The sequence below is a fragment of the Curtobacterium sp. VKM Ac-2889 genome, from assembly GCF_015350855.1.
In the GTDB taxonomy this organism is placed as follows: domain Bacteria; phylum Actinomycetota; class Actinomycetes; order Actinomycetales; family Microbacteriaceae; genus Curtobacterium; species Curtobacterium poinsettiae.
Map to the genome: position 1 here is coordinate 652,390 of NZ_JADKSC010000001.1, position 25,466 is coordinate 677,855.

Genomic DNA, 25,466 nt, shown 5'->3' on the forward strand with positions numbered 1-25,466 from the left:
TCGCGCCCGTCCGGTCCGTCGCGCCCGTCCGGTCCGTCGCGCCCGTCCGGTCCGTCGCGCCCGTCCGGTCCGTCGCGCCCGTCCGGTCCGTCGCGTCCGTCCGGTCCGTCGACGGACTGGAGGCGCGGGTCGCGTCCGCCTCGTCGGTCACGATCGTGCCCGCTTCGATCCGCACCGTGTGCGCCGCCAGCTTCGGGGGCACGTCACCGAACACCGCTGCCGTGATGAGCACCTGCTCGTAGTCGGCGACCGCGTTCGCCAGCCGTTCCCGTCGCGATTCGTCGAGCTCGGCGAACACGTCGTCGAGGATGATGATCGGGTCGCCCAGGTTCGACTCCGCGCGCAGGATGGACGCGCTCGCGAGCTGTATCGCCAGCGCGAAGGACCAGGATTCGCCGTGACTCGCGTAGCCGCGGGCCGGTAACCCGTTCAGTTGGAACAGCACGTCGTCCCGGTGCGGTCCGACGAGGGTGAGTCCGCGGTCGAGTTCGTCCCGCCGACGTCGTTCGAGCGCTGCCGCGAACGCCTCGGCCGCCGACGCCACGGTGACCGGTTCGTCAGGTGTCCCGAGCACGGGGTCGGTGGCCGCCGCGGACTCCGGGTCGCCACCGCGGATCGACAGGACCCCCGTGATCGAGGCGTCGTGGTGCTCGCCGGCGACGGTGGCGTAGGCCTCGGCCACGAAGGGGGCGAGGCGTCGGGTCAGGTGGTCGCGGGCCGCGACGATCTCGGCACCGAGCCCCACGAGGCGGTCGTCCCAGACGTCGAGCGTCGACAGGGCGTTGGCCTTCGCACCCGTGGCGCGGGCCGACTTCAGCAGCGTGTTCCGCTGCCGGAGCGTGCGGTCGTAGTCGGCGAGCACACCCTGCATCCGCGGCGCGATCTGACCGAGCAGCTCGTCGAGCATCCGGCGTCGCCCGGCCGGCTCGCCCCGCACCAGGGCGAGGTCCTCCGGTGCGAAGAGCACCGACGTGCAGTAGCGCGGCAGCTCCCGCGGCTTGATCGCCGAACGGTTCACCTGCGCACGGTTCGCACCGGTGCGGTTGATCTGCACCTCGGCGAGGATGCTGCGGTCTTCGTGCGCGAGTCGAGCCCGGACGATCGCGGCGTCACAACCCTGGCGGACGAGCGCTGCGTCGGTGGGGACGCGGTGCGAGCCGAGGGTGGAGAGGTACCCGATCGCCTCGACCAGGTTGGTCTTGCCCTGTCCGTTGCGTCCGACGAACAGGTTCGGCCCGCGTGCGAGGGCGACGTCCGCCTCCCGGTAGTTCCGGAAGTCGGTCAGTTGGAGATGGTCGACGTGCACGCGGGCCGAGGCCGGGTTCCCCCGGGAAGTCCTAGGACTTCTTGACGGCGTGACCGCCGAACTGGTTGCGGAGCGCCGCGACGGCCTTCATCGTCGGCGAGGCACTGCCCTGGCGCGAGACGAAGCGCGCGAAGATCGACGCCGAGAGCGCCGGCATCGGCACGGCGAGCTCGATGCCCTCTTCCAGCGTCCAGCGACCCTCGCCCGAGTCCTCGACGTAGCCCTCGAGCTCGTCGAGCTTCGGGTCTTCGTTCAGGGCGAGGACCATGAGGTCGAGCAGCCAGGAACGGACGACCGTTCCGCGCTGCCACCCGGCGAACACGGCGGGGACGTCGGTGATCAGGTCCTTGGCTTCGAGGAGCTCGTAGCCCTCGCCGTACGCCTGCATGATCGCGTACTCGATGCCGTTATGGACCATCTTCGCGTAGTGGCCGGCGCCGATCGGGCCGGCGTGCGAGAAGCCTTCTTCGCGGGGGCCCTCGGGGCGCAGGGCGTCGAAGACCGGCATCGCGAACTCGACGTCCGCAGCGTCACCGCCGACCATCAGGCCGTAGCCGTTGTCCTTGCCCCAGACACCACCGGAGACGCCGGCGTCCATGTAGCGGATGCCGCGCGCACCGAGCTGCTCGGCGTGCTTGGTGTCGTCCAGCCACTTCGAGTTGCCACCGTCGATGACCAGGTCGCCCTCGCCGAGGACACCGGCCAGGTCAGTGATCACGTCGTCGGTGATCTTGCCGTGCGGGACCATGACCCACACGAGGCGCTTGCCCTCCGGGAGGGCAGCGGCGAGGGCGCCGAGGTCAGCGACGTCGGAGACGGCGGGGTTGGCGTCGTACCCGGTGACCTCGATCCCTGCGTTGCGGAGACGGGCACGCATGTTGTTGCCCATGCGACCGAGGCCGACAAGACCGATGTGCATGATTTCCTCTTCTGTTCGTCGTCGCGCTGATGCTGCCGGTGGTGTGCGCCAGCGCAGGTTGCCTGTTGCGCCTATCGCAGCAGCAGGTTGGGCTGCAGCAGGTACCGGTATCCATCGGTCGCTGCGGCCTCTTGCGAAGTCTGGCCGGTGATCAGCACCGGGCCCGGCTTGTTGGGGTTCTCCGTCTTGGTGAAGGAGATGCGGACGAACTCGGAGTGCACCGCGTTCAGCCCGTCCAGGAGGAAGGCGGGCTTCAACGAGACCACCGTTTCCTCGCCGGTCAACAACGCACTGATCGACTCTGACGCCTGCGCTTGTTCGGATCCGATCGCCTCGAGCGTGAGCCCGTCGACCGTGAAGGAGAACCGGAGCGCGGCTTCGCGCTCCAGGACGAGGGAGACCCGTCGGACCGCTTCGACCAGCTCCGCGGTGTTGATCACCGCGTGGTCGTTGACGGTCTCGGGGAAGAGCCGGCGGACCGGCGGGTAGTTGCCCTTGATGAGCAGCGACGTCACGGTCTTGTCGTCCGCGTGGAAGGCGATGAGCTCGCGGTCCGAGTTGCCGCTGATCGACACCGACACCGTCGACGCCGAACCGAACGTGCGGCCGACCTCCTGCAGGGTGCGGGCCGGGACCAGTGCGTGCAGGGGGTCCGAGCCGACTCGGCCGGAGTCCCACGCGATGGTGCGGACGGCGACACGGTAGCGGTCGGTCGCGATGAGGGACAGGTCGTTGTCGCCGACCTCGAGCTGCACGCCCGTGATCACCGGGGTGACGTCGTCACGGCTGGCGGCGACGGCGACCTGGGACACGGCTTCGGAGAACGCGTCGCCCGGGATGACACCCGTCTGCGGACCGATCTCCGGCAGCGTCGGGTACTCCTCGACCGGCATGGACAGCAGCGTGAAGTGTGCCGAACCGCAGGTGACCGAGATCTTCGCGTCCTCGGTGGTGAACGACACAGGGGCGTTCGGCAGCCGGCTCGCGATGTCGTTCAGCAGCCGGCCGGAGACCAGGACGGTGCCCGGTTCGTCGATCTGCGCCGAGATCGACGTCTGCGCCGAGACCTCGTAGTCGAACGACGAGAGCGTCAGGCGATCGCCATCGGCGTGGATCAGGACGCCCGACAGGATCGGCAGGGTCGTGCGCTGCGGGAGGAGCTTCACTGCGAAGGAGACGGCTTCGGAGAAGACGTCCCGGTTGACCTCGAACTTCACAGCTGGAACCCCTGTCGATCGGCTTGGACTGTCCGGCCGCCCCATTCTGGCACAGGCGGAGGAGCGCCGGATTTCTTGTCATCCCGCCGTCCACAAGGTTGTCCCGCGGAGATTGATCGTTAACCAGGAGTAATGGTGTTAACGCCTGTGCACACTGTGGATAACCCTGTGCATCCCGGTCCGGAGTAGGGAACTACACGCTTGTGACTTGTGAGCGGTGTGTGAGCGTTAACGGGATGAATGAATCTCATCTATCCACTTCCATCCCCAGTCTCCACAGGCGACCCCCCACCTGTGTACAACCGGGCGGCGTGTCCTCCACAGTTATCCACAGGCTATCCACACTGTGAGAACTCCGGCCCATGGAACCGTCTCAGATGGTGGATGGGTCCGGGAACCCGCCGATCTCAGCGGTAGCGGCGGTCCTGTTTGATGCGGCTGGTGAGCTCGGTGACCTGGTTGTAGATCGACCGACGCTCCTTCATCAGCTCGGTGATCTTCTTGTTCGCGTACATGACCGTGGTGTGGTCGCGGTTGCCGAACAGCTGCCCGATCTTGGGCAGGGACAGGCTCGTCAGCTCACGGCACAGGTACATCGCGATCTGTCGTGCCGTGGCGATCGCCTGGGAGCGGGACGAGCCGTAGAGGTCGTCGACGGAGAGCTTGAAGTACTCCGCGGTGTGGTTGATGATGTCCGTCGGCGCGACGACGTTGTCCTCGTCGAGGGTGATCAGGTCCTTGAGCACCGTCTGCACCAGCGCCATGTCGACGGCCGTCCGGTTCAGGCTCGCGAACGCGGTGACCCGGATCAGGGTGCCCTCGAGCTCGCGGATGTTGCTCGACACCTTCGACGCCATGAACTCGAGGATGTCGTCGGGCACCTGCAGATGGTCGGACTGCGCCTTCTTGCGGAGGATCGCGATGCGCGTCTCGAGCTCGGGCGCCTGGACGTCGGTGATCAGACCCCACTCGAAGCGCGACCGCATCCGGTCCTCGAACCCGGTCAGGTGCTTCGGCGCCACGTCCGACGTGATGACGACCTGCTTGTTGTGGTCGTGCAGCGTGTTGAAGGTGTGGAAGAAGGCCTCCTGGGTGGAGTCCTTCCCCTGCAGGAACTGGATGTCGTCGATCAGCAGGATGTCGATGTCGCGGTAGCGCTGCTGGAACTGGTTCGACCGGTTGTTCGCGATCGAGTTGATGAAGTCGTTGGTGAACTCCTCGCTCGACACGTAGCGGACGCGGATCCCCGGGTAGAGGCTCTCGGCGTAGTGCCCGATGGCGTGGAGCAGGTGGGTCTTGCCCAGTCCGGAGTCCCCGTAGATGAAGAGCGGGTTGTAGGCCTTGGCCGGTGCCTCGGCGACGGCGACGGCTGCGGCGTGGGCGAACCGGTTCGACGAGCCGATGACGAAGTTGTCGAAGTTGTACTTCGGGTTGAGCCGCGACTCCGGGCGCCCGCTGGTGCCGGGAGAGTCGATCTGGCTCGGGACGAACGGCGCCTCGATGTACTGACGCGGTGCGGCACTCTGCTCGACGGCTTCCTGCACGGGTTCGGCGTACTCCGGCACGTTCGGGTCCACCCGCGGCTCCGACGCCATGTCCGGGTTGACCGTGATCGCGAAGTTCGCGACCGAGTCGTCGCCGATGCGTGCGACGGCCTCGGTGATCGGGATGCGGATGCGCTGCTCGAGCATGCCGCGGGTCAGGTCGTTCGGGACCTCGAGGTACAGGGTGCCGGCGAGCACGCCCTTCGGCTCGACCAGGTTCAGGAACCCGTGGAGCTGCGGCGTGATGCGGGGGTCCTCGGCGAGGATTCGGAGTACGGATGACCAGAGGTCCTCGACGGGGTCGGCCGGCATCGTCATGTCGCGCTCGTCTCCAGGGGTCGTGTCGTGCGTTCGCTGCCGGACGAGAGTGCGTCCCGCGGGGTCGGACATGCCGTGGCGTCCTCGGCGACCGCACTCGGGACAGGGTCGTCTCCGGCGGATCGTCGGTGGCTCCGGAGAGTTCTCCGAAGCCTCGTTGTCACGGAGGTTCCCACAGGGTTGTCCACAGTGTTGTCCACGACCGCTCCGAGTCGTCCGACAGGAGTACTTCCCTGTCGTACCGGGCCTTCGAGGCGATCGATCACACCACTGTAAAGGACCGGACCGAGTCCCACCGAACGGAAGTTGTCCCCAATGTGGAGAATGGGGTCGAGCGACACCAGCCACGGGTGTGACGGCACGACCGGTCCGCGCGGGGTTTGACCTGCCCGCCGCTGTCACGTACCGTTAACCAGTTGACTGCGGCCCTTTGGTCGCGCCCATCTGCGTCGTCCGCACCCGGACGACTACACATACGTGACGGCTCGCCGCGAGCAGCCGTGTGGAGAACATCATGAGCAAGCGCACCTTCCAGCCGAACAACCGTCGCCGCGCCAAGAAGCACGGCTTCCGCCTCCGCATGCGGACGCGTGCCGGCCGCGCCATCCTGTCGGCGCGTCGCGCCAAGGGCCGCACCGAGCTCTCGGCCTGATCAGGCTCATCCGCCTGATCCGGTCCTCGGTCTGACCCCGGCGTCGCAGTGTTGGCCAGCGCCAACCGCATCGTGCGCGGGGACGACTACCGGAACGTCGTGCGTCGTGGTCGCAAGAGCGCCACGGCGCACGTCGTCGTGTCCGTGGTCCGCCAACCGGCCGACCGCGACGGACCGACACGCTTCGGCTTCATCGTCGCGAAGACGGTGGGCAACGCCGTGACCCGGAACCTGATCAGGCGGCGGCTCAAGGCGATCGCGCACGACCTGCTCGTCGAGTGCCCAGAAGGGTTCGACGTGGTGGTCCGTGTACTGCCAGCCGCATCGCAGGCCGGATGGCCTACCCTGCTCGAAGACGTCACGCGCTCCTTCGCGCGCGGGGTGGAGAAGGCAGCATGAACCGCACTCTGTGGACCCGGCTGGCCTGGGTCATCGCGTTGCTCCCACGCAACGCGTGCGTCGTCGTGCTCCGGGCCTACCGTGCGGTGATCTCCCCGCTGTACGGCAACGTCTGCCGCTACCACCCGTCGTGCTCCCGGTACGCCCTCGACGCGATCCAGCAGTACGGCGTCGTGCGCGGATCCGCCATGGGCGCCTGGCGCATCGCCCGCTGCAACCCCTGGGCTGCCGGCGGCATCGACGACGTCAAGGAACGTCGTCACCCGTTCGTCGTCAACCGGTTCGGGTTCGTCCTCGCGCCGATCCCGCAGCAGCCGCACCCCGCGGTCGGAACGGCCCGGCCGGTCCTGCTCCCCCAGCGCACTCGAAAGGCGTAGCCGTCCCCATGGACATCATCGGAACGATCCTCTGGCCGCTCAAATGGGTGGTCTCGGCCATCCTCGTCGGCTTCCACTGGATCTTCGAGAGCATCGGGATGGACCCGAGCGCGGGCATCACGTGGGTGCTCTCGATCATCTTCCTGACGTTCGTCGTCCGCGCCGCGTTGATCCCGATCTTCGTCCGGCAGATCAAGTCGCAGCGTCGCATGCTCGAGGTCGCGCCGCAGCTGAAGAAGATCCAGGACAAGTACAAGGGCAAGAAGGACCAGTTCTCGCGCGAGGCCATGAGCCGCGAGACGATGGCGCTCTACAAGGAGACCGGGACCAACCCGCTCAGCTCCTGCTTGCCGCTGCTGCTGCAGATGCCGATCTTCTTCTCGCTGTACTCGGTGCTGCACGAAGCGCAGATCAACAAGACCGGCATCGGCCTGCTGACGAACGACCTCGCGGCCTCGTTCGGCAACGCGGCGCTGTTCGGCGCTCCCCTGCACGAGACGTTCACGAACGCCTCCGGCTGGGAGGTCCGCGCGATCGCCGGCTTCATGATCGTCGTCATGACCGCGTCGCAGTTCATCACGCAGCTGCAGCTCGTCGCCAAGAACATGTCGCCGGAGACCAAGGAGTCTCCGATGTACCGCCAGCAGAAGATGATGCTGTACATCCTCCCGCTGGTCTTCGTGATCTCGGGCCTCAGCTTCCCCCTGGGCGTCATGTTCTACTGGCTCGCCTCGAACCTCTGGACGATGGCGCAGCAGTACTTCGTCATCCGCAGCATGCCGACCCCGGGTTCCGAAGCTGCTCTGGCTCGTGAAGCCCGCCTGGCCAAGAAGGCCCAGCGTCGCGGGACCGCCACTCCGGTCCTCGCCGAGGCCGGCGCCGGCGTCGGCGCGACGGAGATCGAGCCCGTGCGCGTCACCACCCAGCGTCAGCAGCCGGTCGGCAAGCAGCGCCAGAAGAAGAACGGGAAGAAGTAAGTGACCGAGCAGGACACCGCGGCCGCCGTCGAGACGACGGACACCGAGACCGAAGACGTCCGCGACGAAGCGGACATCGCAGCGGACTACATCGAGGAACTCCTCGACATCTGTGATCTCGATGGCGACATCGAGATCGAGGAACGCGGCGGTCGCGTGTACCTGTCGGTCACCGACGACGGAGAGGCACTTCGTGTCCTCTCGAAGCCCGACACGGTGACCGCACTGCAGGAACTCACTCGCATCGCGGTGCAGGCGGAGACCGGCGAGTTCAGCCGACTCATCCTCGACGTCGGCGGCTCGCGCGACGCCCGTGCCGAGGAACTCCAGCGTCTCGTCGACACCGCGGTCGAGCGGATCGAAGCCGGTTCGTCGACGGCAGCACTCCCCCCGATGTCGTCGTACGAGCGCAAGCTCGTCCACGACCTGGTCGCTGAGAAGGGCTTCCACTCGGAGTCCGAGGGTGAGGGTCGGGACCGCCACACGGTCGTCACCCGATGACGGACGAGCCAGTGGCCCCCACGGCCGCACCGGTGCTCGAAACCGAGCCTGCTGCCGCGGTGACGCTGTTCGGCGAACAGATCGAGGTGGCGCGGTCGTTCACGGACGAGCTGGCGCGACGAGGTGAGGAGCTGGGCCTGATCGGCCCGCTCGAGCTCCCCCGGCTGTGGACTCGACATATCCTCAATTCTGCGTTGCTGGCACCCCTCCTGGAGGCGCGTGGCCGGGTTGCGGACGTCGGTTCCGGGGCAGGACTGCCGGGCCTCGTGCTCGCCATCGCCCGCCCCGACGTCGAGTTCGTGCTCATCGAGCCGATGGAGCGTCGGACGGATTGGCTCCGCGCTGAGGCAGACCGGCTCGGCCTGCAGAACGTGACGGTGCTCCGTGGCCGTGCAGAGGACGTCGCTGACGAAGTGGTGGTCGACCAGGTCACCGCTCGGGCCGTCAGCGCGCTCTCGAAGCTGATCCCCCTGACCGTGCCCTTGGTTCGGTCCGGTGGCCAGCTCATCCTGATGAAGGGTGCGCGTGTCGACGAAGAGATCGAGAAAGCCCGCAAGGTGATCCTCCGGAAGCGCCTCTCCGACGTCGAGGTGCTCGAGCTCGGAGACGGTGTGGTCGACGAGACCACTCGCGTCTTCCGGGCTACAGTTGACTGACGCTGCGGCTCGGGCCGGGTCATCCGGCCGCCAGTGGCTCCGCGTTCCACGTGAAACATCGAACCGGGGAAGAGGCACTCGTTGAGTTCATCGACCGACTACGACGCGTCGACACCGCTCGCTCGCGAGATCGCCGACCTCAACCGTCGCCGCCGCGCGATTGCGACGCAGCAGTTCCCGCTGCCTGCTGAGACGCGGATCATCACCGTCTCGAACCAGAAGGGTGGCGTCGGCAAGACGACATCGACGGTCAACCTCGCAGCGGGACTCGCCCACGGTGGCGCTCGAGTGCTCGTGATCGACCTCGACCCGCAGGGCAATGCGTCGACCGCACTCGGCGTCGATCACCAGGCCGAGGTCGCGAGTATCTACGACGTCATCGTCGATGAGGCACCGATGGCCGACACTGTCCAGGCCTCCCCCGAGTCGGACACGCTCTGGTGTGTGCCGGCAACGATCCACCTCGCCGGTGCAGAGATCGAGCTCGTCTCCCTCGTTGCACGTGAGCAACGCCTGCGGACCGCGCTCGACATGTACCTGCAATCGCTCGACGAGCCGTACCACTACGTCTTCATCGACTGCCCGCCGTCGCTCGGTCTGCTGACGATCAACGCGTTCGTCGCGGCACAAGAGGTCCTGATCCCGATCCAGTGCGAGTACTACGCGCTCGAAGGGCTGAGCCAGCTCCTGCGGAACATCGAGCTGATCGAGCGCCACCTCAATCCAAACCTCCGGGTGTCCACGATCCTCCTCACGATGTACGACAGCCGCACGAACTTGGCGAACCAGGTGGCGAACGACGTCCGGGAGCACTTCGGTGACCAGGTACTCAAGGCGATGATCCCCCGCTCCGTCCGAGTGAGCGAGGCACCCAGCTACGGGCAGAGCGTCGTCGCGTACGACGTGAACTCCACCGGGTCGCTGTCCTACCTGGAAGCGGCCGCCGAGATCGCAGCACGAGGAGCAATGCACTGATGGCACCGAAGCGAACCGGGCTCGGCCGAGGCATCGGCGCCCTGATCCCCACAGCGACGGACCAGCAGGACCGTCCCGTGGATGTGTTCTTCCCGACCGGCGGCTCCCCCGCCTCCGCGCCGACGGCGGACGATCTCGTGGCAGTGCCGGGCGCCCGTCTGGCGAACCTCAACCCGCTCGACGTGATCCCCAACGCGCAGCAGCCGCGGAAGGAGTTCCGCGAAGAGGAGCTCCAGGAGCTCGTCCACTCCATCCGCGAGATCGGCGTGCTACAGCCCATCGTCGTGCGTCCCATCGCCGGCGCGACGGGGACGGACCCGCAGTACGAGCTCATCATGGGTGAGCGTCGTCTGCGGGCCACCAAAGAACTCGGGCTGAGCACGATCCCTGCGATCGTGAAGGACACCCCTGACGACGCGATGCTCCGGGATGCACTGCTCGAGAACCTCCACCGGGCACAGCTCAACCCCCTCGAAGAAGCGTCTGCCTACCAGCAGCTCCTCGCGGACTTCGGCATCACGCAGGAGCAGCTGGGTCAGCGCATCGGTCGGTCTCGACCGCAGATCACCAACACCATCCGGCTCCTGCGCCTCCCCTCCCCCGTCCAGCGCCGAGTGGCCGCAGGTGTCCTCTCTGCCGGGCACGCCCGTGCGATCCTCGCTGCCCCGGACGCAGAGGCGATGGAATACCTGGCAGAGAAGATCGTCAACGAAGACCTCTCGGTCCGGGCGGCTGAGGCGATCGCGCAGCAACTTGCCGCGAAGACCCCGCCGGCGAAGCCGAAGCCCGAGCCGTCGAAGCGTCAGGCGCACTTCGACGACCTCGCAGAGCGGCTCGGTGACCGGTTGAACACCCGGGTGAAGATCGCGGTCGGCGCCCGGAAGAGCTCGGTCACCATCGACTTCGCGAACGGCGACGATCTCAACCGGATCCTCGCCGAGCTCGGCGTGCGGGACCTCGAGGGCTGAAGCAGGCCGTACGCGGCGCTGTGAGACGCTGTGAGCCTCTGGGACGCCCGAGCCGGGGTCCACGGACGCGCGACTCCTGCGGCACGCTCTGGCGGCAACGCAGCGCTCCGCACGATGCTGCGCCGTTGGCGGACGCGATCTGCCTCAGCTGAGATGGTGGTGTGGTGACCACCAGCGGCTCGCCCTTCACGCCAGCGATCCGGGGAACGTTCTTCCGCGCCGTGGATCCGAGGTTCCGAGAGTTCGCGATCGCGGGATCGCGCTCCGTGGGCCGGTATTCCAGGGCCGATGAGCCGACGTTGTACCTCAGTGCGTCGGTCGAAGGAGCCGAAGCTGCGATGGTCGCGCACAGGGACGTCCGTGCGGAGACGTTGGAGATCGTCGCGATCGATGTCGACGCTGCACGAATCGTCGACCTGCGTGATCCAGGCACGCTCGATTCGATCGGCATCGACCTGCAGGACGCTGTTGCTCCATGGCAGGACATCGCCGCCGCCGGTGGTACGCCCGGTTCGTGGCAGGTGCGCGACCGCTTGCTCGAGATCGGCGCCGACGGACTCATCGATCCGTCTCGGAAGAGCCCCGGCCTGTGGCACTTGGTGCTGTTCCGGTGGAACGAGGACGACGCGCCAACCGTTGTGATCCGTCGATGAGATCGGCCGGACGAGCAGTGCGACGTTCCACGTGGAACATCGAAGCCCGTCAATCACGCCAGCGTGGTCCCGAGCGCGCGGTGTTCCACGTGGAACATCGCCCGACACTGATCAGGCGCGGTGGTCCCGGATGGCCTGCTCGGCGAGCTCGGCGTAGGTCCAACCGAGGTCGAAGCCCGACGCCGAGAGCGCTTGCGGCAGCAAAGACGTCTCCGTGAGCCCGGGGAGCACGTTGGCCTCGAGGAACCACGGTGTTCCGGCGCCGTCGATGATCAGGTCAACGCGCGACAGGTGACGGAGTCCCAAGGCCGTGTGCGCGGCGACTGCTGCTTCTGCCGCTGCCGCCGCGAACTCGTCTGACAGCCGCGCCGGCGTGTAGAAGGTCGTCTCCCCCGCGTTGTAGCGAGCCTCGAAGCCGTAGATACCGTTGCGGGGCACGATCTCGACGGCGGAGAGGGCGACCGGGCCGTCGCCGGTGTCGATGATCCCCACGGCCACCTCGGTGCCGCGGATGAGCTGCTCGACCACGACGTCGTCGCAGTACGTGTAGGCAGTGACCATGGCGCGTGGCAGGTCGTTGACGTCGTCGACGAGGGTCACGCCCTGGGCGCTCCCGCCACGTGCGGGCTTCACGGCGAGTGGCACCGGGTGTTCGGTGGCGATCGACTCGAGGACGCCGACGGCGCCGAGCTCACGGAAGACGTCGTGGGACAGTGTCACCGAACGAGGGGTCCGCACGCCGGCGCGGGCGACCAGTGCGGACGCCGTGGGCTTGTCCCATGCCAGCCGAGCCGAGGTCGAACGCGAGCCGACGAACGGGATGTCCACGGCCTCCAGGATGCCCCGCAGGGCCCCGTCTTCACCGGAGGCGCCGTGCAGCGCCGGCCACACGACGTCCGGGCGGGACTCCGCGAGGGCGGGCAACAGGAGTGCGTCGGCGTCGCGGAGATCGACCTGCCAGCCGTAGCCGGTCAGTGAGTCGGCGACCCGCCGACCGGATCGCAGGGAGACGTCCCGCTCGTGCGAGATGCCTCCGGCGACGACGACGACGTGACGACGGGTGAGCTCGGCCATGCGGGGTCCTCCGGTGTGGAACTGCGGTGCTGTGCGATCAGCGTCGCGCAAAAGTGCTGATCAGGAGATGTTCGGCGGCGGCGCACTGACGGACGATGTCGCTCGCACCACCGTGTTGGGGCGCGTGGTCGGCCCGAAGGTCTCGATGAGTTCGAGCTCGTCGTTGACGACGTTCGCCAACCGCTTGACGCCGACGCGGATCTGCTCCGGCGTCGGGTAGCAGAACGACAGGCGGATGTGTCCACCGCCACGTCCGTCGGCGTAGAACGCCGTCCCCGGCGTGTAAGCGACGAGCTCCTTGACAGCACGCGGCAGCATGCCCTTGGAGTCGAGCGACTCCGGCAGCGTCAGCCAGACGAAGAAACCACCGTTCGGCTTGGTCCAGGACAGGTCGGGCAGGAACTCCCCCAGCGCGGACAGCATGGCGTCACGTCGCTCGGCGTAGATGCCCCGGAAGGTGTCGACCTGACCCTTCCAGTCCGCGGCGTCGAGGTAGGCGTTCACGACGTACTGGCCGAAGGAGTTCGGCGCGAGGACGGCCGACTCGTTGGCGAGCACGAGCTTCTCGCGGATCGCGTGCGGCGCGAGTGCCCAGCCGACGCGGAACCCGGGCGCGAGCGTCTTGGAGAAGGAGCCGAGGTACACGACGCCCTCTTCGTCGATCGAGCGGATGGCCTGGGGTGCCGGCTCGTCGAACCAGAGGAGTCCGTAGGGGTTGTCCTCGAGCACGAGGATGTTGTTCGACCGGCAGATGTCGAGCACCTCGATGCGTCGCTCTCGGCTCATCGTGACGCCGGCCGGGTTGTGGAAGTTCGGGATCGTGTAGAGGAACTTGATCCGCTTGCCCTGGGTGCGGAGGTTCGCGATCGCCTCACGCAGCGCCTCGGGGACCAACCCGAGCTCGTCGGTCGTCACGTGCACCGTCTCGGCCTGGTACGACCGGAAGACACCGATCGCACCGACGTAGGACGGCGACTCGGCGAGCACGACGTCGCCCGGATCGATGAACAGCCGCGTGACGAGGTCGAGCGCGTGCTGTGAGCCCGTGGTGACCACGACGTCCTCGGCGCTGGCGCGGATGCCCTCGAGGCTCATGACGTCCACGATGTGCTCGCGGAGGGAACGCAGGCCCTGTCCCCCGCCGTACTGGAGCGCCATGGCGGCGTGCTCGTTCATGACACGGTCCAGAGAGCCCGTGACGAGCTCCCTGGGGAGCGCGGAGACGAACGGCATGCCGCCGGCCAGCGAGACGACTTCGGGGCGCGAGGCGACGGCGAACAGGGCTCGGACCTCGGAGGCGCTCAGCCCGGCGGTGCGCTGGGCGTAGGAATCGTACCAGGGGTCGAGGCTGTTGCCGTTCGTCATCGAGTGCTCCGTTCAGTGGGACATTCCCGCCACACTACGACATCGGCCCGGGGAACCCGGGTTCCGCGACGGGGCCGATCGGCATCCGGTGGCTCCGGACGAGAACGGCCCCGCTCTCCGGGGAGAGCGGGGCCGTTCGTGCGGGGAGACCTACGCGAGGAACTCGGCGAGGTCGGCCTCGAGCGCGGGCTTCGGCTTGGCGCCGATGACGGTCTTGACGACCTCGCCACCCTTGAAGACCTTCATCGCCGGGATCGACGTGATCTGGTAGTTCATGGCCGACTGGGGGTTGTCGTCCACGTTGAGCTTCACGATCTCGATCTTGCCGGCGTGCTCTTCGGCGATCTGGTCGAGGATCGGCGAGACGGCGCGACACGGGCCACACCACTCGGCCCAGAAGTCGACGAGGATCGTCTTGTCGGACTTGAGGACCTCGTCCGAGAAGGTGGCGTCGGTGACAGCCTTGGCGTTGGACATGTGTGCTCCTTCGAGAAGTCGTTCAGGGGGTACAACGGCGATGCCGTCGTGGTATTCCGAGACTGCTCAGGCCCGGGAGGCGATGACGTCGACCATGGCAGGTTCGGTCGGACCGACACCCTCGGCCTCGTTCGTCAGTTCGTCGTCGAGCTCGGCGAGGTACTTCTCGGCGTCGAGCGCGGCGACCGTACCCGAACCGGCGGCCGTGATGGCCTGGCGGTAGGTCGGGTCGATGACGTCACCGGCGGCGAAGACACCCGGCAGGTTGGTCTTCGACGAGCGGCCCTGGACAGCGATCGTGCCCTCGGGCGCGATGTCGATCTGGCCGTGGATCAGGTGCGTGCGCGGGTCGTTGCCGATCGCGATGAACAGGCCGTCCAGTGCGAGCTCGGACTCCTCACCCGTCACGGTGTCCGTGAGGGTGACGCCCTCGACCGCGGAGTCACCCGTGATGCCGGTGACCGCCTTGTTCCACGCGAACTCGATCTTCGGGTCGTTCATCGCGCGGTCCTGCATGATCTTCGACGCACGCAGCGAGTCCTTGCGGTGGATGACCGTCACCTTGTCGGCGAAGCGGGTGAGGAACGTCGCCTCTTCCATCGCGGAGTCGCCACCGCCGACGACGGCGATGTTCTTCTGGCGGAAGAAGAAGCCGTCGCAGGTCGCGCACCACGAGACACCGTGGCCGGACAGGCGCTCTTCGTCGGGGAGACCGAGGTGGCGGTACGCCGAGCCGGTGGCGTAGATGACCGCGAGCGCCTCGTACGTCTCGCCCGAGCCGACGGTGACCTTCTTGACCTTGCCGGTCAGGTCGACGGAGACGGCGTCGTCGTACAGGACCTCGGCACCGAACTTCTCGGCCTGCTCCTGCATCTTGATCATGAGGTCGGGGCCCTGGATCCCCTCGGGGAAGCCGGGGAAGTTCTCGACCTCGGTCGTCTTGGTGAGTTCACCGCCCGTCTCGACACTGGAGGCGACGATGAGCGGCTTGAGTTCTGCGCGCGCTGCGTAGATGCCGGCGGTGAACCCGGCCGGACCGGAACCGATGATGATGAGCTGGCGCATGCCTGATTGCCCTTCCGTTGCGTCTGACCGGGTCAACCCATCGTACCGGCGTGGCATTCCGCACGACCCGTGAGCGTGCGGTGACCGGCTGGGATCAGCGGCCGAGCTTGCTGCGGAGCATCCGGACGGCGTTGCCGATCTCGCCGTTCTTCGCGACGACCAGGGCTCCGAAGTACACGGCGACCATCGCGGCGCCGGTGAGGACGATCGTGATGAGGGCCCCGGTGCGGTCGGACATCGCGAACCCGGACACCGAGAAGGCACCGAAGAAGTTCACGACGAGGAGCCCGACGACGCCGGAGATCAGCGCCGCGATGACGAACTGGACGTGCGACCGGGTGATCACCGGCCCCTCGATGTGCCCCAGCCGCTTGCGGACGACCACGAGCGCGACGATCGTCTGCGCCGATCCGGCGATCGTGGTGCAGGCGGCGACACCGATGCCGATGACCGAGGTCGGGAACGTCGAGACCGCCAGGGCCCCGATGACGAAGAGCACCGACTGGATGCACTGCATGAGGAACGGGGTGCGGTGGTCGTGCATCGCCCAGAAGACGCGCTGGATGACGAACAGCATGCTGAACAGGACGAGACCCGGCATGTAGGCGACGAGCACGGCACCGACCTGCAGGGCACTCTCGAACGTGCCCTCGTACAGGCGGCCGAACGGGACCGCGACGACGATCAGTGCCACCGAGGCGAAGACGGTGAACAGCCCGACGATGCGCAGGGACAGCGACAGGTTGCGGCGGACCGCGTCGAGGTCACCGCGCTCGGCGTCGTGGCTCATCCGGGTGAAGTACGCCGTCGCGATGGACACCGTGATGATCGAGTGCGGGAGCATGAAGATCAGCCAGGCGTTGCCGAGCACGGCGTTGCCCGGACCGTCGTCCCGTCCGAGCCACGCGACCTGCGACTGCACGATGCCGGCGATCTGGGTGACGAGGATCATCGCGAAGAGCCAGCCGGCAGCGGTCCCCGTGGACTTGAGGCCCACACCGCGCCACCGGAAGTCGGGGCGGAACGACAGGCCGGCGCGCTTCCAGAAGAACGGCAGGAACGCTGCCTGGGCGAAGACACCGAGCGATGCGCTGCCGGCCAGGAGTGCGATCTTCGCCGGCGTCCACTGGTCGAGCTGGCTGCCGCTGGTGCCGTACAGGGCGATGAACAGGACGAGGCCGCCGATGGCGATGACGTTGTTGAGCAGCGGCGCCCACGTGAACGGCCCGAAGACCTGCTTCGCGTTGAGGACCTCGCCGAGCAGCGAGTACATCGCGTAGAAGAGGATCTGCGGCAGGCACCAGAACGCGAAGGCGACGGCGAGGTCGGTCGCCTCGGGCCCGGAGCCGACCGATGAGCTCGTGTAGAACCGGACCAGCAACGGTGCGAACACCGTCGCCACGATCGCGATGACGACGAACACGGATCCACCGAGCGTCACGATCTTGTTGACGTACGCCTGGCCGCCGTCCGTGCCGGTCTTCATCGCGCGGACGATCTGCGGGATGAGCACGGCGGACAGCAGACCGCCGGCGATGAGCGCGTAGATGTTGTTCGGCAGCTGGTTCGCGACCGCGAAGGCGTTGGCCGAGGGGCTCGCGTTCTGCCCGATCGCGTACGCGAGCACGAACGTCTTCGCGAAGCCGAGGATCCGGCTCACCATCGTGCCCGCCGCGAGCATCGCGCTCGCCCGGCCGAGACTGCGCTCGGCGACCGGCTCGGCGTCGACGTCGGGCTGGGGCTGGCTGGCGCTGATGGTCGGCTCCTCGGCGTCGCGGTCGTCCGCGACGGTGGTGCGTGCGCCGTCGGACGGGAGGCGCGGCTCGGCCCCGGCGCGCGCGATGGCGTCCTGCAGGGGGCCGTGGTCCACCGCCGTGGCCGGCGCCGTGGTCGACGTGGCGGCCGGCGTTCCTGCGGCCGCAGCGGCCGCAGCGGCCGTGGACGCGGCCACGCTGGGTGCGGTTGCTGCTCCGGAGGGGTGATCCGTGCCTCCGGGCCGGGTCGTCGTCGCCTGCGCGCCCCCGACCGTCGGCTGGACCGCCAGGGGGCGGTTCGGGTCGTCGTCGTCCTCGTCGTCGAGTTCGCCGTTGCGGCGCCGGATGCGCTTGCGGATGCTGCGGAAGATGCCGAAGCCGAAGATGCCGATCAGGGCGATCGCAGCGACCGCGGTGATGACGGTCTCCCACTGCGCCTGCACGTTGAGCTCGACCGTGGCGGGCTGGGCGACGGCGACACCGGTCGGACTCGAGAGCGACATCGTCAGCTCGACCGTGCCGTTCGCGACCGACTGCACCGGGACGGTGGCACGGGTGGAGGAGTCCGGCTGGATCTCGACGACGATGTCGTTCCGGACGACCCGGAGCGCCGAGTTGGACGGCTGCACGGACAGGTGCACCGTGACCGGGTAGTCGGAGCTGTTCCGGATGGACACCGGCAGCGACGACCGGTCGCCGAGCAGGGTGAGACTGCTCGAGTCGACGATGCCGACCTCGGTCGTGCTCTTCGCCCACGCGGCCGCTCGGGCCTCCACCGCGGCTGCGAGACCCTGGTCGTCATCGCGCCAGGCGTTCGAGGCGAGGGCGAGCAGGCGGAGCCGTGCCGGGGCCGTCAGCTGGTTCGGGTCGCCGAGGATCGTCGCGAACGCGGTGAGGCCCTGCTCCCCCCGCACGAGCTTCTGGAGCTGGTCGATGCGGGAATCGCCGGTGGACGCGCTGGCGAGCGTCAGCGACCCGGGTGTGGCGTCCGAGGCGGTGGAGAGGTCGGCGGGAGCGACCCACGGGGTGCCCTCGAGCGCGTCCAGCGCCTGGCTGAGCCGCGTGGAGTCGGACGGCCACTCGCGACCCAGGGTGAGCAGGATCGGGCCCGTCGCCGAGCCTTCACGGGCCGAGGTGGCCAGGGTCGCGGTGAGCTCGGACATCGTCGACGACCAGCTCTGGCGGTCGGGGGCGGTCGCTGCGCGGCGGAGCATCGACGACATCGACTGGTCGGAGACGAGCACGTGGTCGCCGCCGATCTTCTCGGACGCGGCGATCGTGGTGTCCGCGCCGGCCGAGGTGTTGCCGCTCGAGACGATGGTGGTCTTCGTGCCGGCTCGCCGGAGTGCGGGGAGGTCGTCGGAGGACACCGTGCCGTCGGTCGGCCAGGCGATCGGGTCCATCGAGTAGGGGAAGTCGAGCAGGGACTCCGTGGTGGGCAGGGTCTCCTGCGCCTGGTCGGTCCCCGGGTCGGTCGTGGCGTCGTCCGGGGCCTGGGCGGGCGCCGGTGACGAGGTCTGCCCCGGGGTGGCGCTCGGCGTCGGCGCCGGGGTCTCGGCGCCGGGGAAGTTCTCGGCCTTGACGGACTCGTCGAGGGAGATCGGCGACAGGATGCCGTCGGACCCGGCCTGCCGGAGCCCGGTCACGTCCGCGTCGGCGTATGGCAACGCGAAGGTCTCGTTGCGCATGGCCTGCAGGCGTTGGAGCCAGCTGACCGCGCTCGAGGGGGCGTTCTCGCCGAGGATCCGGATCGAGGCGATGATCCGCGGGTCGACGGCCACGGCGACGTTGTGGTCTTCGGCCGCGTCGAGCTGCTGCGTGAGGGTGCCGTCCACCGAGGTCGCGGCGGCCAGCACGGCAGCGCTGAGGATGCCGTCGGTGGACTTCGGCACCGTGACGGGCATCGCCACGGACACGCTGACCGGAGCCTGCTCGAAGTCCGGGTACCAGGTGATCGCGGACCGGTCGACGGCGAAGGCGTCACCCGCCGTGTACTCCGCCGCGATGCGCCGGGCACCGAACGACGAGTACCCGCCGAGTGCCACGTTGCCGGAGACGATGTCGACCGAGTCGATCGTGACCGAACGGTGCGCTGGGACCGCCGGGATGTCCACGGAGTCCATCGGGGCGCCGAGGTAACCGGTTGTGGTGGTGTCGTTGAGCCAGCTCGCCAGGACGTCCCGGGTGCTCACCGAGCGGAAGATGTCGAACTCCGCGGTGCCCGCCGGCAGAGCTGCGTCGGTGTCGTTCGTGACGGTGACCGACAGGGTGAGGTCCTGGTCGCGCTGGACGATCCCCCGGTTCGCGGGGGCGATCGAGATGGTCGCCTTCCCCGCGTCGGCGGCGGCCGGGTCGGCGACGTGGCTCTTCGGTGCGGAGACCGTGGCGGCCGAGGCGTGGTCGGTGGTGACGGGCGCGACGACCAGGCCGAGCGCGACGAGGGTCGACGCGGCTGCGGCGAGCGTGGTGCGGAGCATCTGCATACGGGGAGCGGGCCACGGGGTCGGTTCGGGCCGAGCACGAGTGTATGAGGCGCGACCATGAACAGGACCCGTGCGCGCGCGGCTTGTGGAGAACTCGGGGCCTCGATCTGGGAGGATGAGCACCGTCATGCAGTCCGTTGCCCAGGCCGTCGAACGACTCGACGCACTCGCCACCACCGAGCCCGTCGACCTCCTCGCTCGGGCCTTCGCCGACGCCGGACACGAACTCGCCCTGGTCGGCGGGCCCGTCCGTGACGCGTTCCTCGGCCGTCCGGTGACCGACCTCGACTTCACGACCGACGCCCGGCCCGACGACATCCTGCGGATCGTCGAACCCATCGCGAGCGCCACGTGGGACGTCGGCCGCCAGTTCGGCACCATCGCCGCACGGGTCGCCGGCGAGCAGGTCGAGATCACCACGTACCGCAGCGACGTCTACGACGGCGAGACCCGCAAGCCCGAGGTCGCGTTCGGCGACACCATCGAGGACGACCTGCTCCGTCGCGACTTCACGGTGAACGCCATGGCGCTGCGGCTGCCGGCCCGCGAACTCGTCGACGTGCACGGCGGCGTCGAGGACCTGCTCGCCGCACGGCTCCGGACGCCACAGACCGCGGTCGTCTCGTTCCGCGACGACCCCCTGCGGATGATGCGCGCGGCCCGGTTCACGTCCCAGCTCGGGTTCACCGTCGACGACGACGTGCGCGCCGCGATGCAGGAGCTCGTCGCGTCGATCGACATCGTGTCCGCCGAGCGCGTGCGCGACGAGCTCGTCAAGCTCCTCAACACCAGCGACCCCGTCCCCGGCATCCGGCTGCTCGTCGACACCGGCCTCGCCGAGCGGTTCCTGCCGGAGCTGCCCGAGATGCGGCTCGAGGTCGACGAGCACCACCACCACAAGGACGTCTACGAGCACTCGCTCACCGTGCTCGAGCAGGCCATCGGGTACGAGGCCGAGCGGCACGCCGGCGATCCCCCGGACACCGTGCTCCGGCTCGCGGCGCTGCTGCACGACATCGGCAAGCCCGCGACGCGCAAGCTCGAGCCCGGCGGCGCCGTGAGCTTCCACCACCACGACCTGGTCGGCTCGAAGATGGCGAAGAAGCGGCTCCGTGCGCTCCGCTTCGACAACGACACCATCGCCGCGGTGTCCCGGCTGATCGAGCTGCACCTGCGCTTCTTCGGGTACACCGAGGGCGCCTGGACCGACTCGGCCGTCCGCCGCTACGTCCGCGACGCCGGGGACCAGCTCGAGCGACTGCACGAGCTCACCCGCTCGGACGTGACCACCCGCAACCGCCGCAAGGCCGACCGGCTGGCGTTCGCGTACGACGACCTGGAGGAACGCATCCGGGTGCTGTCGGAACAAGAGGAACTCGAGTCGATCCGTCCGGACCTGACCGGCGACGACATCATGCGCATCCTCGACATCCCGCCGGGGCGTGCCGTGGGCGAGGCCTACCGGTTCCTGCTCGAGGCCCGGATGGACGAAGGACCCCTCGGCGAGGAGACCGCCGAGGAGCGCCTGCGCGCGTGGTGGGCCGCCCGTGGCGAGACCGGCGGCACCGGCGCCACCGGCACCTGAGACGCGACCGCCTGACGGGCGGAACCGTTCTCCACAGGCCGGTGGCGCGCCTCCAGGCAGTCCGGTAGGCTACCCAGGTTGCCCCTCGCGCACCTGCGTGGTCTGGGGCACATGCATCAACCCTCCTGCCCCGGGAACCGCCCGGGGCCGCTGAGACCAGAGGAGGTGGGTTCCGCATGCACCAGTACGAACTGATGGCGATCCTCGACCCCGAGATCGATGAGCGCACCGTCGCTCCCAGCCTGGACAAGTTCCTGGCCGTGATCCGCAACGCGGGTGGCACCGTCGACAACGTGGACGTCTGGGGCCGTCGCCGGCTCGCGTACGAGATCGCGAAGAAGTCCGAGGGCATCTACGCCGTCGTCGACTTCACGTCGTCGCCCGAGGCCGCCAAGGAGCTCGACCGTCAGCTCGGTCTCTCCGAGGCCGTGCTCCGCACGAAGGTCCTCCGCGCTGAAGAGGGCATCGCGCAGGTCGCCGCCCAGAAGCAGCGTGACGAGGCACGGGCGGCCCGCAAGGCTGCCAACGCCTCCCAGACCGCAACCGCGACCGCGAGCGCCGAGTAACCCGTGGCCGGCGAAACCGTCATCACGGTGGTGGGCAACCTCACCGCGGACCCCGAGCTGCGCTACACGCAGAACGGGCTCGCCGTGGCGAACTTCACCATCGCGTCGACCCCTCGCACGTTCGACCGTCAGGCGAACGAGTGGAAGGACGGCGACGCGCTGTTCCTCCGTGCGAGTGTGTGGCGCGAGTTCGCCGAGCACGTGGCGGGGTCGCTGACCAAGGGCTCGCGCGTCATCGCGCAGGGTCGTCTGCGTCAGCGTTCCTACCAGGACCGTGAGGGCCAGCAGCGCACGAGCATCGAGCTCGAGGTCGACGAGATCGGCCCGTCGCTCCGCTACGCGACCGCACAGATCACCCGCGCAGCGGGTGGCAGTGGCGGCGGTCGTGGCCAGGTCGGCGGCGGCGGCAACGCCCCCGCGGGCAGCGGCGGCGGCAACTGGAACAACAACGGTGGCGCTCAGTCGGACGCGCCCTGGTCTCCCCAGGGCGGCCAGCAGGGTGGCGGCAACGCACAGTCGAACGACGTGTGGAGCACCCCCGGCGGCAACTTCGACGACGAGACCCCGTTCTGATCGGAGCACGCAGCGCCGCCTGACAGCGGCAACTGCGAGTTCCGGACTGACCCTCCCGGTTCCGACGGACACACAACTTTTCTTCTAAGGACAAATCACTATGGCTGGAAAGAGCACCGGCGACCGCCGGAAGCCTCGCGGCAAGGGCGGCAAGAATGCTGCTCCCGCGAAGTCGATCAAGGTCGGCGTCATCGACTACAAGGACGTTGCGACCCTTCGCAAGTTCATCTCGGAGCGTGGAAAGATCCGCGCCCGTCGCATCACCGGCGTCTCCGTCCAGGAGCAGCGCCTCATCGCCCGTGCCGTGAAGAACGCCCGTGAGATGGCGCTCCTCCCCTACGCCGGCTCCGGCCGCTGATCGGAGGTCGACACATGTCGAAGCTCATCCTCACCCACGAGGTCTCCGGCCTCGGTTCCGCTGGTGACGTCGTCGACGTCAAGAACGGCTACGCCCGCAACTACCTCATCCCCCAGGGCTTCGCTGTCGCGTGGTCCAAGGGCGGCGAGAAGCAGGTCGAGTCGATCCGTGCCGCGCGTACCGCGCGCGAGCTCGCCACCATCGAAGAGGCACAGGACCTCAAGATGAAGCTCGAGAACGCGACCATCACCCTGTCGGTGAAGGCCGGCAAGGACGGTCGTCTGTTCGGCTCCGTCCGTCCGGGCGACGTCGCTGACGCCGTCCAGGCGCAGGGCGTCGGCTCGCTCGACAAGCGCAAGGTCGAGGTCCCCGCGACCATCAAGACCGTCGGTGACCACGAGGCCACCGTGCGCCTGCGCGAGGACATCACTGCCGTGATCTCGCTCCAGGTCGTCGCTGCCAAGTAGCACTGACGTTCCGCTCCACGACGGGCGGGTCTCCTCCGGGAGGCCCGCCCGTCGTTGCGTTCCAGGGGCGGTCGCGCGGCTTGTCGTACGGCTGTCGCCGAGACGGTCACCGGCCTGGAGGCGCGGGTCGACTCGGCTGGCAGGTTACGTTGCATGCGGGGTCAGGCTGGCTGGGAGCGGGCCGAGAACTCTTCCCACAGGAGGGGTGCTTGTCAAGTCGTTTTACACAGTGGAAACGTGTCAAATCGGAACCTTCAAGGGGTAGTTGAACCCCACTTTTCCACACACCGTGTGCAACACAAAAGCCCAGGTCAAGCGGTCGAAAGTGTGTTCGCACGGGCATTTTTCCACAGGGTCCTCCACAGTTGTCCACACAGCAGTCCGGCGTGTTCCGCAGCCTCTCCACAGAGTTATCCACAGGGCCGTTTGTTGGGGATAACTCTCGGGCCGTACGTTGGGCCAGCGACTCGGGGATGTCGGTCGCCGGGGGTAGAAACAGGGGTGCGGGTTCCGGCCGGTGGGTGCTGTCCCGCCGGTTCCGGTCCGTGTCGTCAACAGAGGAGAGCGTGTGTCGATCGCACATCTTGAGCCCGCACCGCAGGACTACGCGGAGCGCGGCATGGAACGCACCCCGCCGCACGACATGCTCGCGGAGCAGTCGACCATCGGCGGCATGCTCCTGTCGAAGGACGCCGTCGCCGACGTCATCGAGACCGCACGCGGCGTGGACTTCTACGTCCCCAAGCACGAGGTCATCTTCGACGCGATCCTGTCGCTCTACTCGCACGGTGAACCCACCGACGTCATCGCCGTCACCGACGAGCTGACCAAGACCGGCCTGCTGTCCCGCGCCGGCGGCGCCGAGTACCTGCACAGCGTCACGAGCATGGTGCCGACCGCCGCGAACGCCGGCTACTACGCCGGCATCGTCGCCGAGAAGGCCGTGCTCCGTCGGCTGGTCGACGCCGGCACCCGCATCGTCCAGATGGGCTACGCGTCGGAAGGTGAGGTCACCGACCTCGTCAACAGCGCCCAGGCCGAGGTCTACAACGTCGCCGGTGGTGTGCAGACCGAGGACTACGTCCCGCTGACCGACGCCATCTCCGCCGCCCTCGACGAGATCGAGGCCGCCAAGGGCCGCGACGGCCAGATGACCGGCGTGCCGACCGGGTTCGCGCAGCTCGACGGCCTGACCAACGGCTTCCACCCCGGACAGCTCATCATCGTCGCCGCCCGCCCTGCGCTGGGCAAGTCGACGCTCGCGCTCGACCTGTGCCGCGCCGCCGCGATCAAGCACGACCAGACCGCCGCGTTCTTCTCGCTCGAGATGGGCCGCGCCGAGATCGCCATGCGTCTGCTCTCCGCCGAGACCAGCGTGCCGCTGCAGAACATGCGCAAGGGCACCGTGGACTCCCGCGACTGGACCACCATCGCGCAGACCCGCGGTCGCATCAACGACGCCCCGTTCTTCATCGACGACTCCCCCAACATGACGCTCGTCGAGATCCGCGCCAAGTGCCGTCGACTCAAGCAGCAGCACAACCTGAAGCTCGTGGTCATCGACTACCTGCAGCTGATGACGTCCGGCAAGAAGGTCGAGAGCCGCCAGCAAGAGGTCTCCGAGTTCTCGCGTGCCCTCAAGCTGATGGCCAAGGAGCTCCAGGTGCCCGTCATCGCACTGTCACAGCTGAACCGTGGGCCCGAGCAGCGTGCCGACAAGAAGCCCGCTATCTCCGACCTGCGTGAGTCCGGCTCCATCGAGCAGGACGCTGACATGGTCATCCTGCTGCACCGTGAGTCGGCGTACGAGAAGGACAACCCACGTCAGGGTGAGGCGGACCTGATCGTGGCGAAGCACCGCAACGGGCCGACGGACACCATCACCGTGGCGTTCCACGGGATGTTCTCGCGGTTCGTCGACATGCCGCAGTAGGAGCCTGTTGTTGTGGCTGCGGGTATTACGTGTCAAACGCGCAGCATAGATTGTCCAAGGCCTCGCTTTTGACAAGTACTGCTGCTTGCTCAGCGTCGCTGTGGGGCTGGAGCACAAGTTCCGCTGCATACGCGCAGGTGCCGCCCAGGTTCGACAGGCTGTGTCGAAGCTCTATTCGGTACGGCCACACTTCAGCTGCCAAGGGCATCGCCGAGTCATGGTCTCCTCCCGGCAACAATGCTGTCTTCCGTCAGGACGGGATTCTCTCCTGGCGCCTCAGTGACTGCCTGCTCCCAGGGGGCCC

General features: G+C 68.1%; 24 protein-coding genes. 15 read left to right on the forward strand and 9 right to left on the reverse strand.

The window, feature by feature from the left end; translation table 11 throughout:
* The 4 genes from recF to dnaA form a co-directional block, all read right to left on the reverse strand.
* On the reverse strand, window positions 1-1,306 hold a 1,306-nt coding region (gene recF, locus ITJ50_RS03255; protein WP_323749877.1), incomplete at its 3' end, for a DNA replication/repair protein RecF.
* A gap of 31 nt (window positions 1,307-1,337) precedes the next feature.
* The gene (gene gnd, locus ITJ50_RS03260; RefSeq protein ID WP_017887814.1) at window positions 1,338-2,225 is read right to left on the reverse strand and encodes a phosphogluconate dehydrogenase (NAD(+)-dependent, decarboxylating); all 888 of its coding nucleotides are present in this window, start codon (window positions 2,223-2,225) and stop codon (window positions 1,338-1,340) included.
* A 71-nt stretch (window positions 2,226-2,296) separates the two neighbouring features.
* Window positions 2,297-3,442, reverse strand: coding sequence for a DNA polymerase III subunit beta (gene dnaN / locus ITJ50_RS03265; protein WP_017887815.1), 1,146 nt, complete (start codon window positions 3,440-3,442; stop codon window positions 2,297-2,299).
* Window positions 3,443-3,849: 407 nt separating this feature from the next.
* A complete protein-coding gene (dnaA, locus tag ITJ50_RS03270; RefSeq protein WP_017887816.1) occupies window positions 3,850-5,304 on the reverse strand; it encodes a chromosomal replication initiator protein DnaA in 1,455 nt (484 codons plus the stop codon).
* Window positions 5,305-5,818: 514 nt separating this feature from the next.
* On the opposite strand from dnaA, the gene rpmH reads away from it, so the two are divergent.
* From rpmH to ITJ50_RS03315, 9 genes are all read left to right on the forward strand, one after another.
* Window positions 5,819-5,956, forward strand: coding sequence for a 50S ribosomal protein L34 (gene rpmH / locus ITJ50_RS03275; protein WP_022889115.1), 138 nt, complete (start codon window positions 5,819-5,821; stop codon window positions 5,954-5,956).
* Window positions 5,957-6,004: 48 nt separating this feature from the next.
* Window positions 6,005-6,355, forward strand: coding sequence for a ribonuclease P protein component (rnpA, locus tag ITJ50_RS03280; RefSeq protein ID WP_017887818.1), 351 nt, complete (start codon window positions 6,005-6,007; stop codon window positions 6,353-6,355).
* Entirely contained in the window at window positions 6,352-6,732 is a 381-nt protein-coding gene (gene yidD, locus ITJ50_RS03285; RefSeq protein WP_017887819.1) for a membrane protein insertion efficiency factor YidD, read from the forward strand. The genes rnpA and yidD overlap by 4 nt, the downstream gene beginning before the upstream one ends.
* An 8-nt stretch (window positions 6,733-6,740) precedes the next feature.
* Complete coding sequence (yidC, locus tag ITJ50_RS03290; protein WP_017887820.1) at window positions 6,741-7,709, forward strand: membrane protein insertase YidC; 969 nt, start codon at window positions 6,741-6,743, stop codon at window positions 7,707-7,709.
* Window positions 7,710-8,210: a protein jag gene (locus ITJ50_RS03295; RefSeq protein WP_017887821.1), complete on the forward strand. Its 501-nt coding sequence runs from the start codon at window positions 7,710-7,712 to the stop codon at window positions 8,208-8,210. It abuts the gene before it with no gap.
* Complete coding sequence (rsmG, locus tag ITJ50_RS03300; RefSeq protein WP_194589900.1) at window positions 8,207-8,866, forward strand: 16S rRNA (guanine(527)-N(7))-methyltransferase RsmG; 660 nt, start codon at window positions 8,207-8,209, stop codon at window positions 8,864-8,866. The genes ITJ50_RS03295 and rsmG overlap by 4 nt, the downstream gene beginning before the upstream one ends.
* A gap of 81 nt (window positions 8,867-8,947) precedes the next feature.
* Window positions 8,948-9,841, forward strand: a complete 894-nt coding sequence (locus ITJ50_RS03305; RefSeq protein ID WP_323749878.1) for a ParA family protein — start codon at window positions 8,948-8,950, stop codon at window positions 9,839-9,841.
* The gene (locus ITJ50_RS03310) at window positions 9,841-10,809 is read left to right on the forward strand and encodes a ParB/RepB/Spo0J family partition protein (RefSeq protein ID WP_194589901.1); all 969 of its coding nucleotides are present in this window, start codon (window positions 9,841-9,843) and stop codon (window positions 10,807-10,809) included. Before ITJ50_RS03305 ends, ITJ50_RS03310 begins: the two co-directional genes overlap by 1 nt.
* Before the next feature lie 164 nt (window positions 10,810-10,973).
* On the forward strand, window positions 10,974-11,462 hold the full coding sequence (locus ITJ50_RS03315; RefSeq protein ID WP_194589902.1) for an RES family NAD+ phosphorylase: 489 nt from the start codon (window positions 10,974-10,976) through the stop codon (window positions 11,460-11,462).
* 111 nt (window positions 11,463-11,573) lie between these two features.
* On the opposite strand, the gene ITJ50_RS03320 is transcribed toward ITJ50_RS03315, so the two are convergent.
* The 5 genes from ITJ50_RS03320 to ITJ50_RS17260 all read right to left on the reverse strand — a co-directional run bounded on the left by ITJ50_RS03320 (window position 11,574) and on the right by ITJ50_RS17260 (window position 19,680).
* Window positions 11,574-12,536: a D-alanine--D-alanine ligase family protein gene (locus ITJ50_RS03320; RefSeq protein ID WP_140448633.1), complete on the reverse strand. Its 963-nt coding sequence runs from the start codon at window positions 12,534-12,536 to the stop codon at window positions 11,574-11,576.
* 60 nt (window positions 12,537-12,596) lie between these two features.
* Window positions 12,597-13,901 (reverse strand): PLP-dependent aminotransferase family protein, encoded by a 1,305-nt coding sequence (locus ITJ50_RS03325; protein ID WP_071249971.1) that lies wholly within the window; start codon window positions 13,899-13,901, stop codon window positions 12,597-12,599.
* Window positions 13,902-14,051: 150 nt separating this feature from the next.
* Window positions 14,052-14,378, reverse strand: a complete 327-nt coding sequence (trxA, locus tag ITJ50_RS03330) for a thioredoxin (protein ID WP_017887828.1) — start codon at window positions 14,376-14,378, stop codon at window positions 14,052-14,054.
* 66 nt (window positions 14,379-14,444) lie between these two features.
* Window positions 14,445-15,443, reverse strand: a complete 999-nt coding sequence (gene trxB, locus ITJ50_RS03335; protein ID WP_017887829.1) for a thioredoxin-disulfide reductase — start codon at window positions 15,441-15,443, stop codon at window positions 14,445-14,447.
* 94 nt (window positions 15,444-15,537) lie between these two features.
* Window positions 15,538-19,680, reverse strand: coding sequence for a DUF6049 family protein (locus tag ITJ50_RS17260; RefSeq protein WP_228500603.1), 4,143 nt, complete (start codon window positions 19,678-19,680; stop codon window positions 15,538-15,540).
* A gap of 127 nt (window positions 19,681-19,807) precedes the next feature.
* On the opposite strand from ITJ50_RS17260, the gene ITJ50_RS03345 reads away from it, so the two are divergent.
* The 6 genes from ITJ50_RS03345 to dnaB all read left to right on the forward strand — a co-directional run bounded on the left by ITJ50_RS03345 (window position 19,808) and on the right by dnaB (window position 25,162).
* Window positions 19,808-21,265: a CCA tRNA nucleotidyltransferase gene (locus ITJ50_RS03345; protein WP_194589903.1), complete on the forward strand. Its 1,458-nt coding sequence runs from the start codon at window positions 19,808-19,810 to the stop codon at window positions 21,263-21,265.
* Window positions 21,266-21,441: 176 nt separating this feature from the next.
* On the forward strand, window positions 21,442-21,831 hold the full coding sequence (rpsF, locus tag ITJ50_RS03350; protein WP_017887832.1) for a 30S ribosomal protein S6: 390 nt from the start codon (window positions 21,442-21,444) through the stop codon (window positions 21,829-21,831).
* 3 nt (window positions 21,832-21,834) lie between these two features.
* Window positions 21,835-22,404, forward strand: coding sequence for a single-stranded DNA-binding protein (locus tag ITJ50_RS03355; RefSeq protein WP_194589904.1), 570 nt, complete (start codon window positions 21,835-21,837; stop codon window positions 22,402-22,404).
* A 100-nt stretch (window positions 22,405-22,504) separates the two neighbouring features.
* A complete protein-coding gene (gene rpsR / locus ITJ50_RS03360) occupies window positions 22,505-22,762 on the forward strand; it encodes a 30S ribosomal protein S18 (RefSeq protein WP_017887834.1) in 258 nt (85 codons plus the stop codon).
* 14 nt (window positions 22,763-22,776) lie between these two features.
* Window positions 22,777-23,229, forward strand: a complete 453-nt coding sequence (gene rplI / locus ITJ50_RS03365) for a 50S ribosomal protein L9 (RefSeq protein WP_017887835.1) — start codon at window positions 22,777-22,779, stop codon at window positions 23,227-23,229.
* Window positions 23,230-23,797: 568 nt separating this feature from the next.
* Window positions 23,798-25,162, forward strand: a complete 1,365-nt coding sequence (gene dnaB / locus ITJ50_RS03370; RefSeq protein ID WP_031260130.1) for a replicative DNA helicase — start codon at window positions 23,798-23,800, stop codon at window positions 25,160-25,162.
* Window positions 25,163-25,466 lie beyond the last annotated feature (304 nt).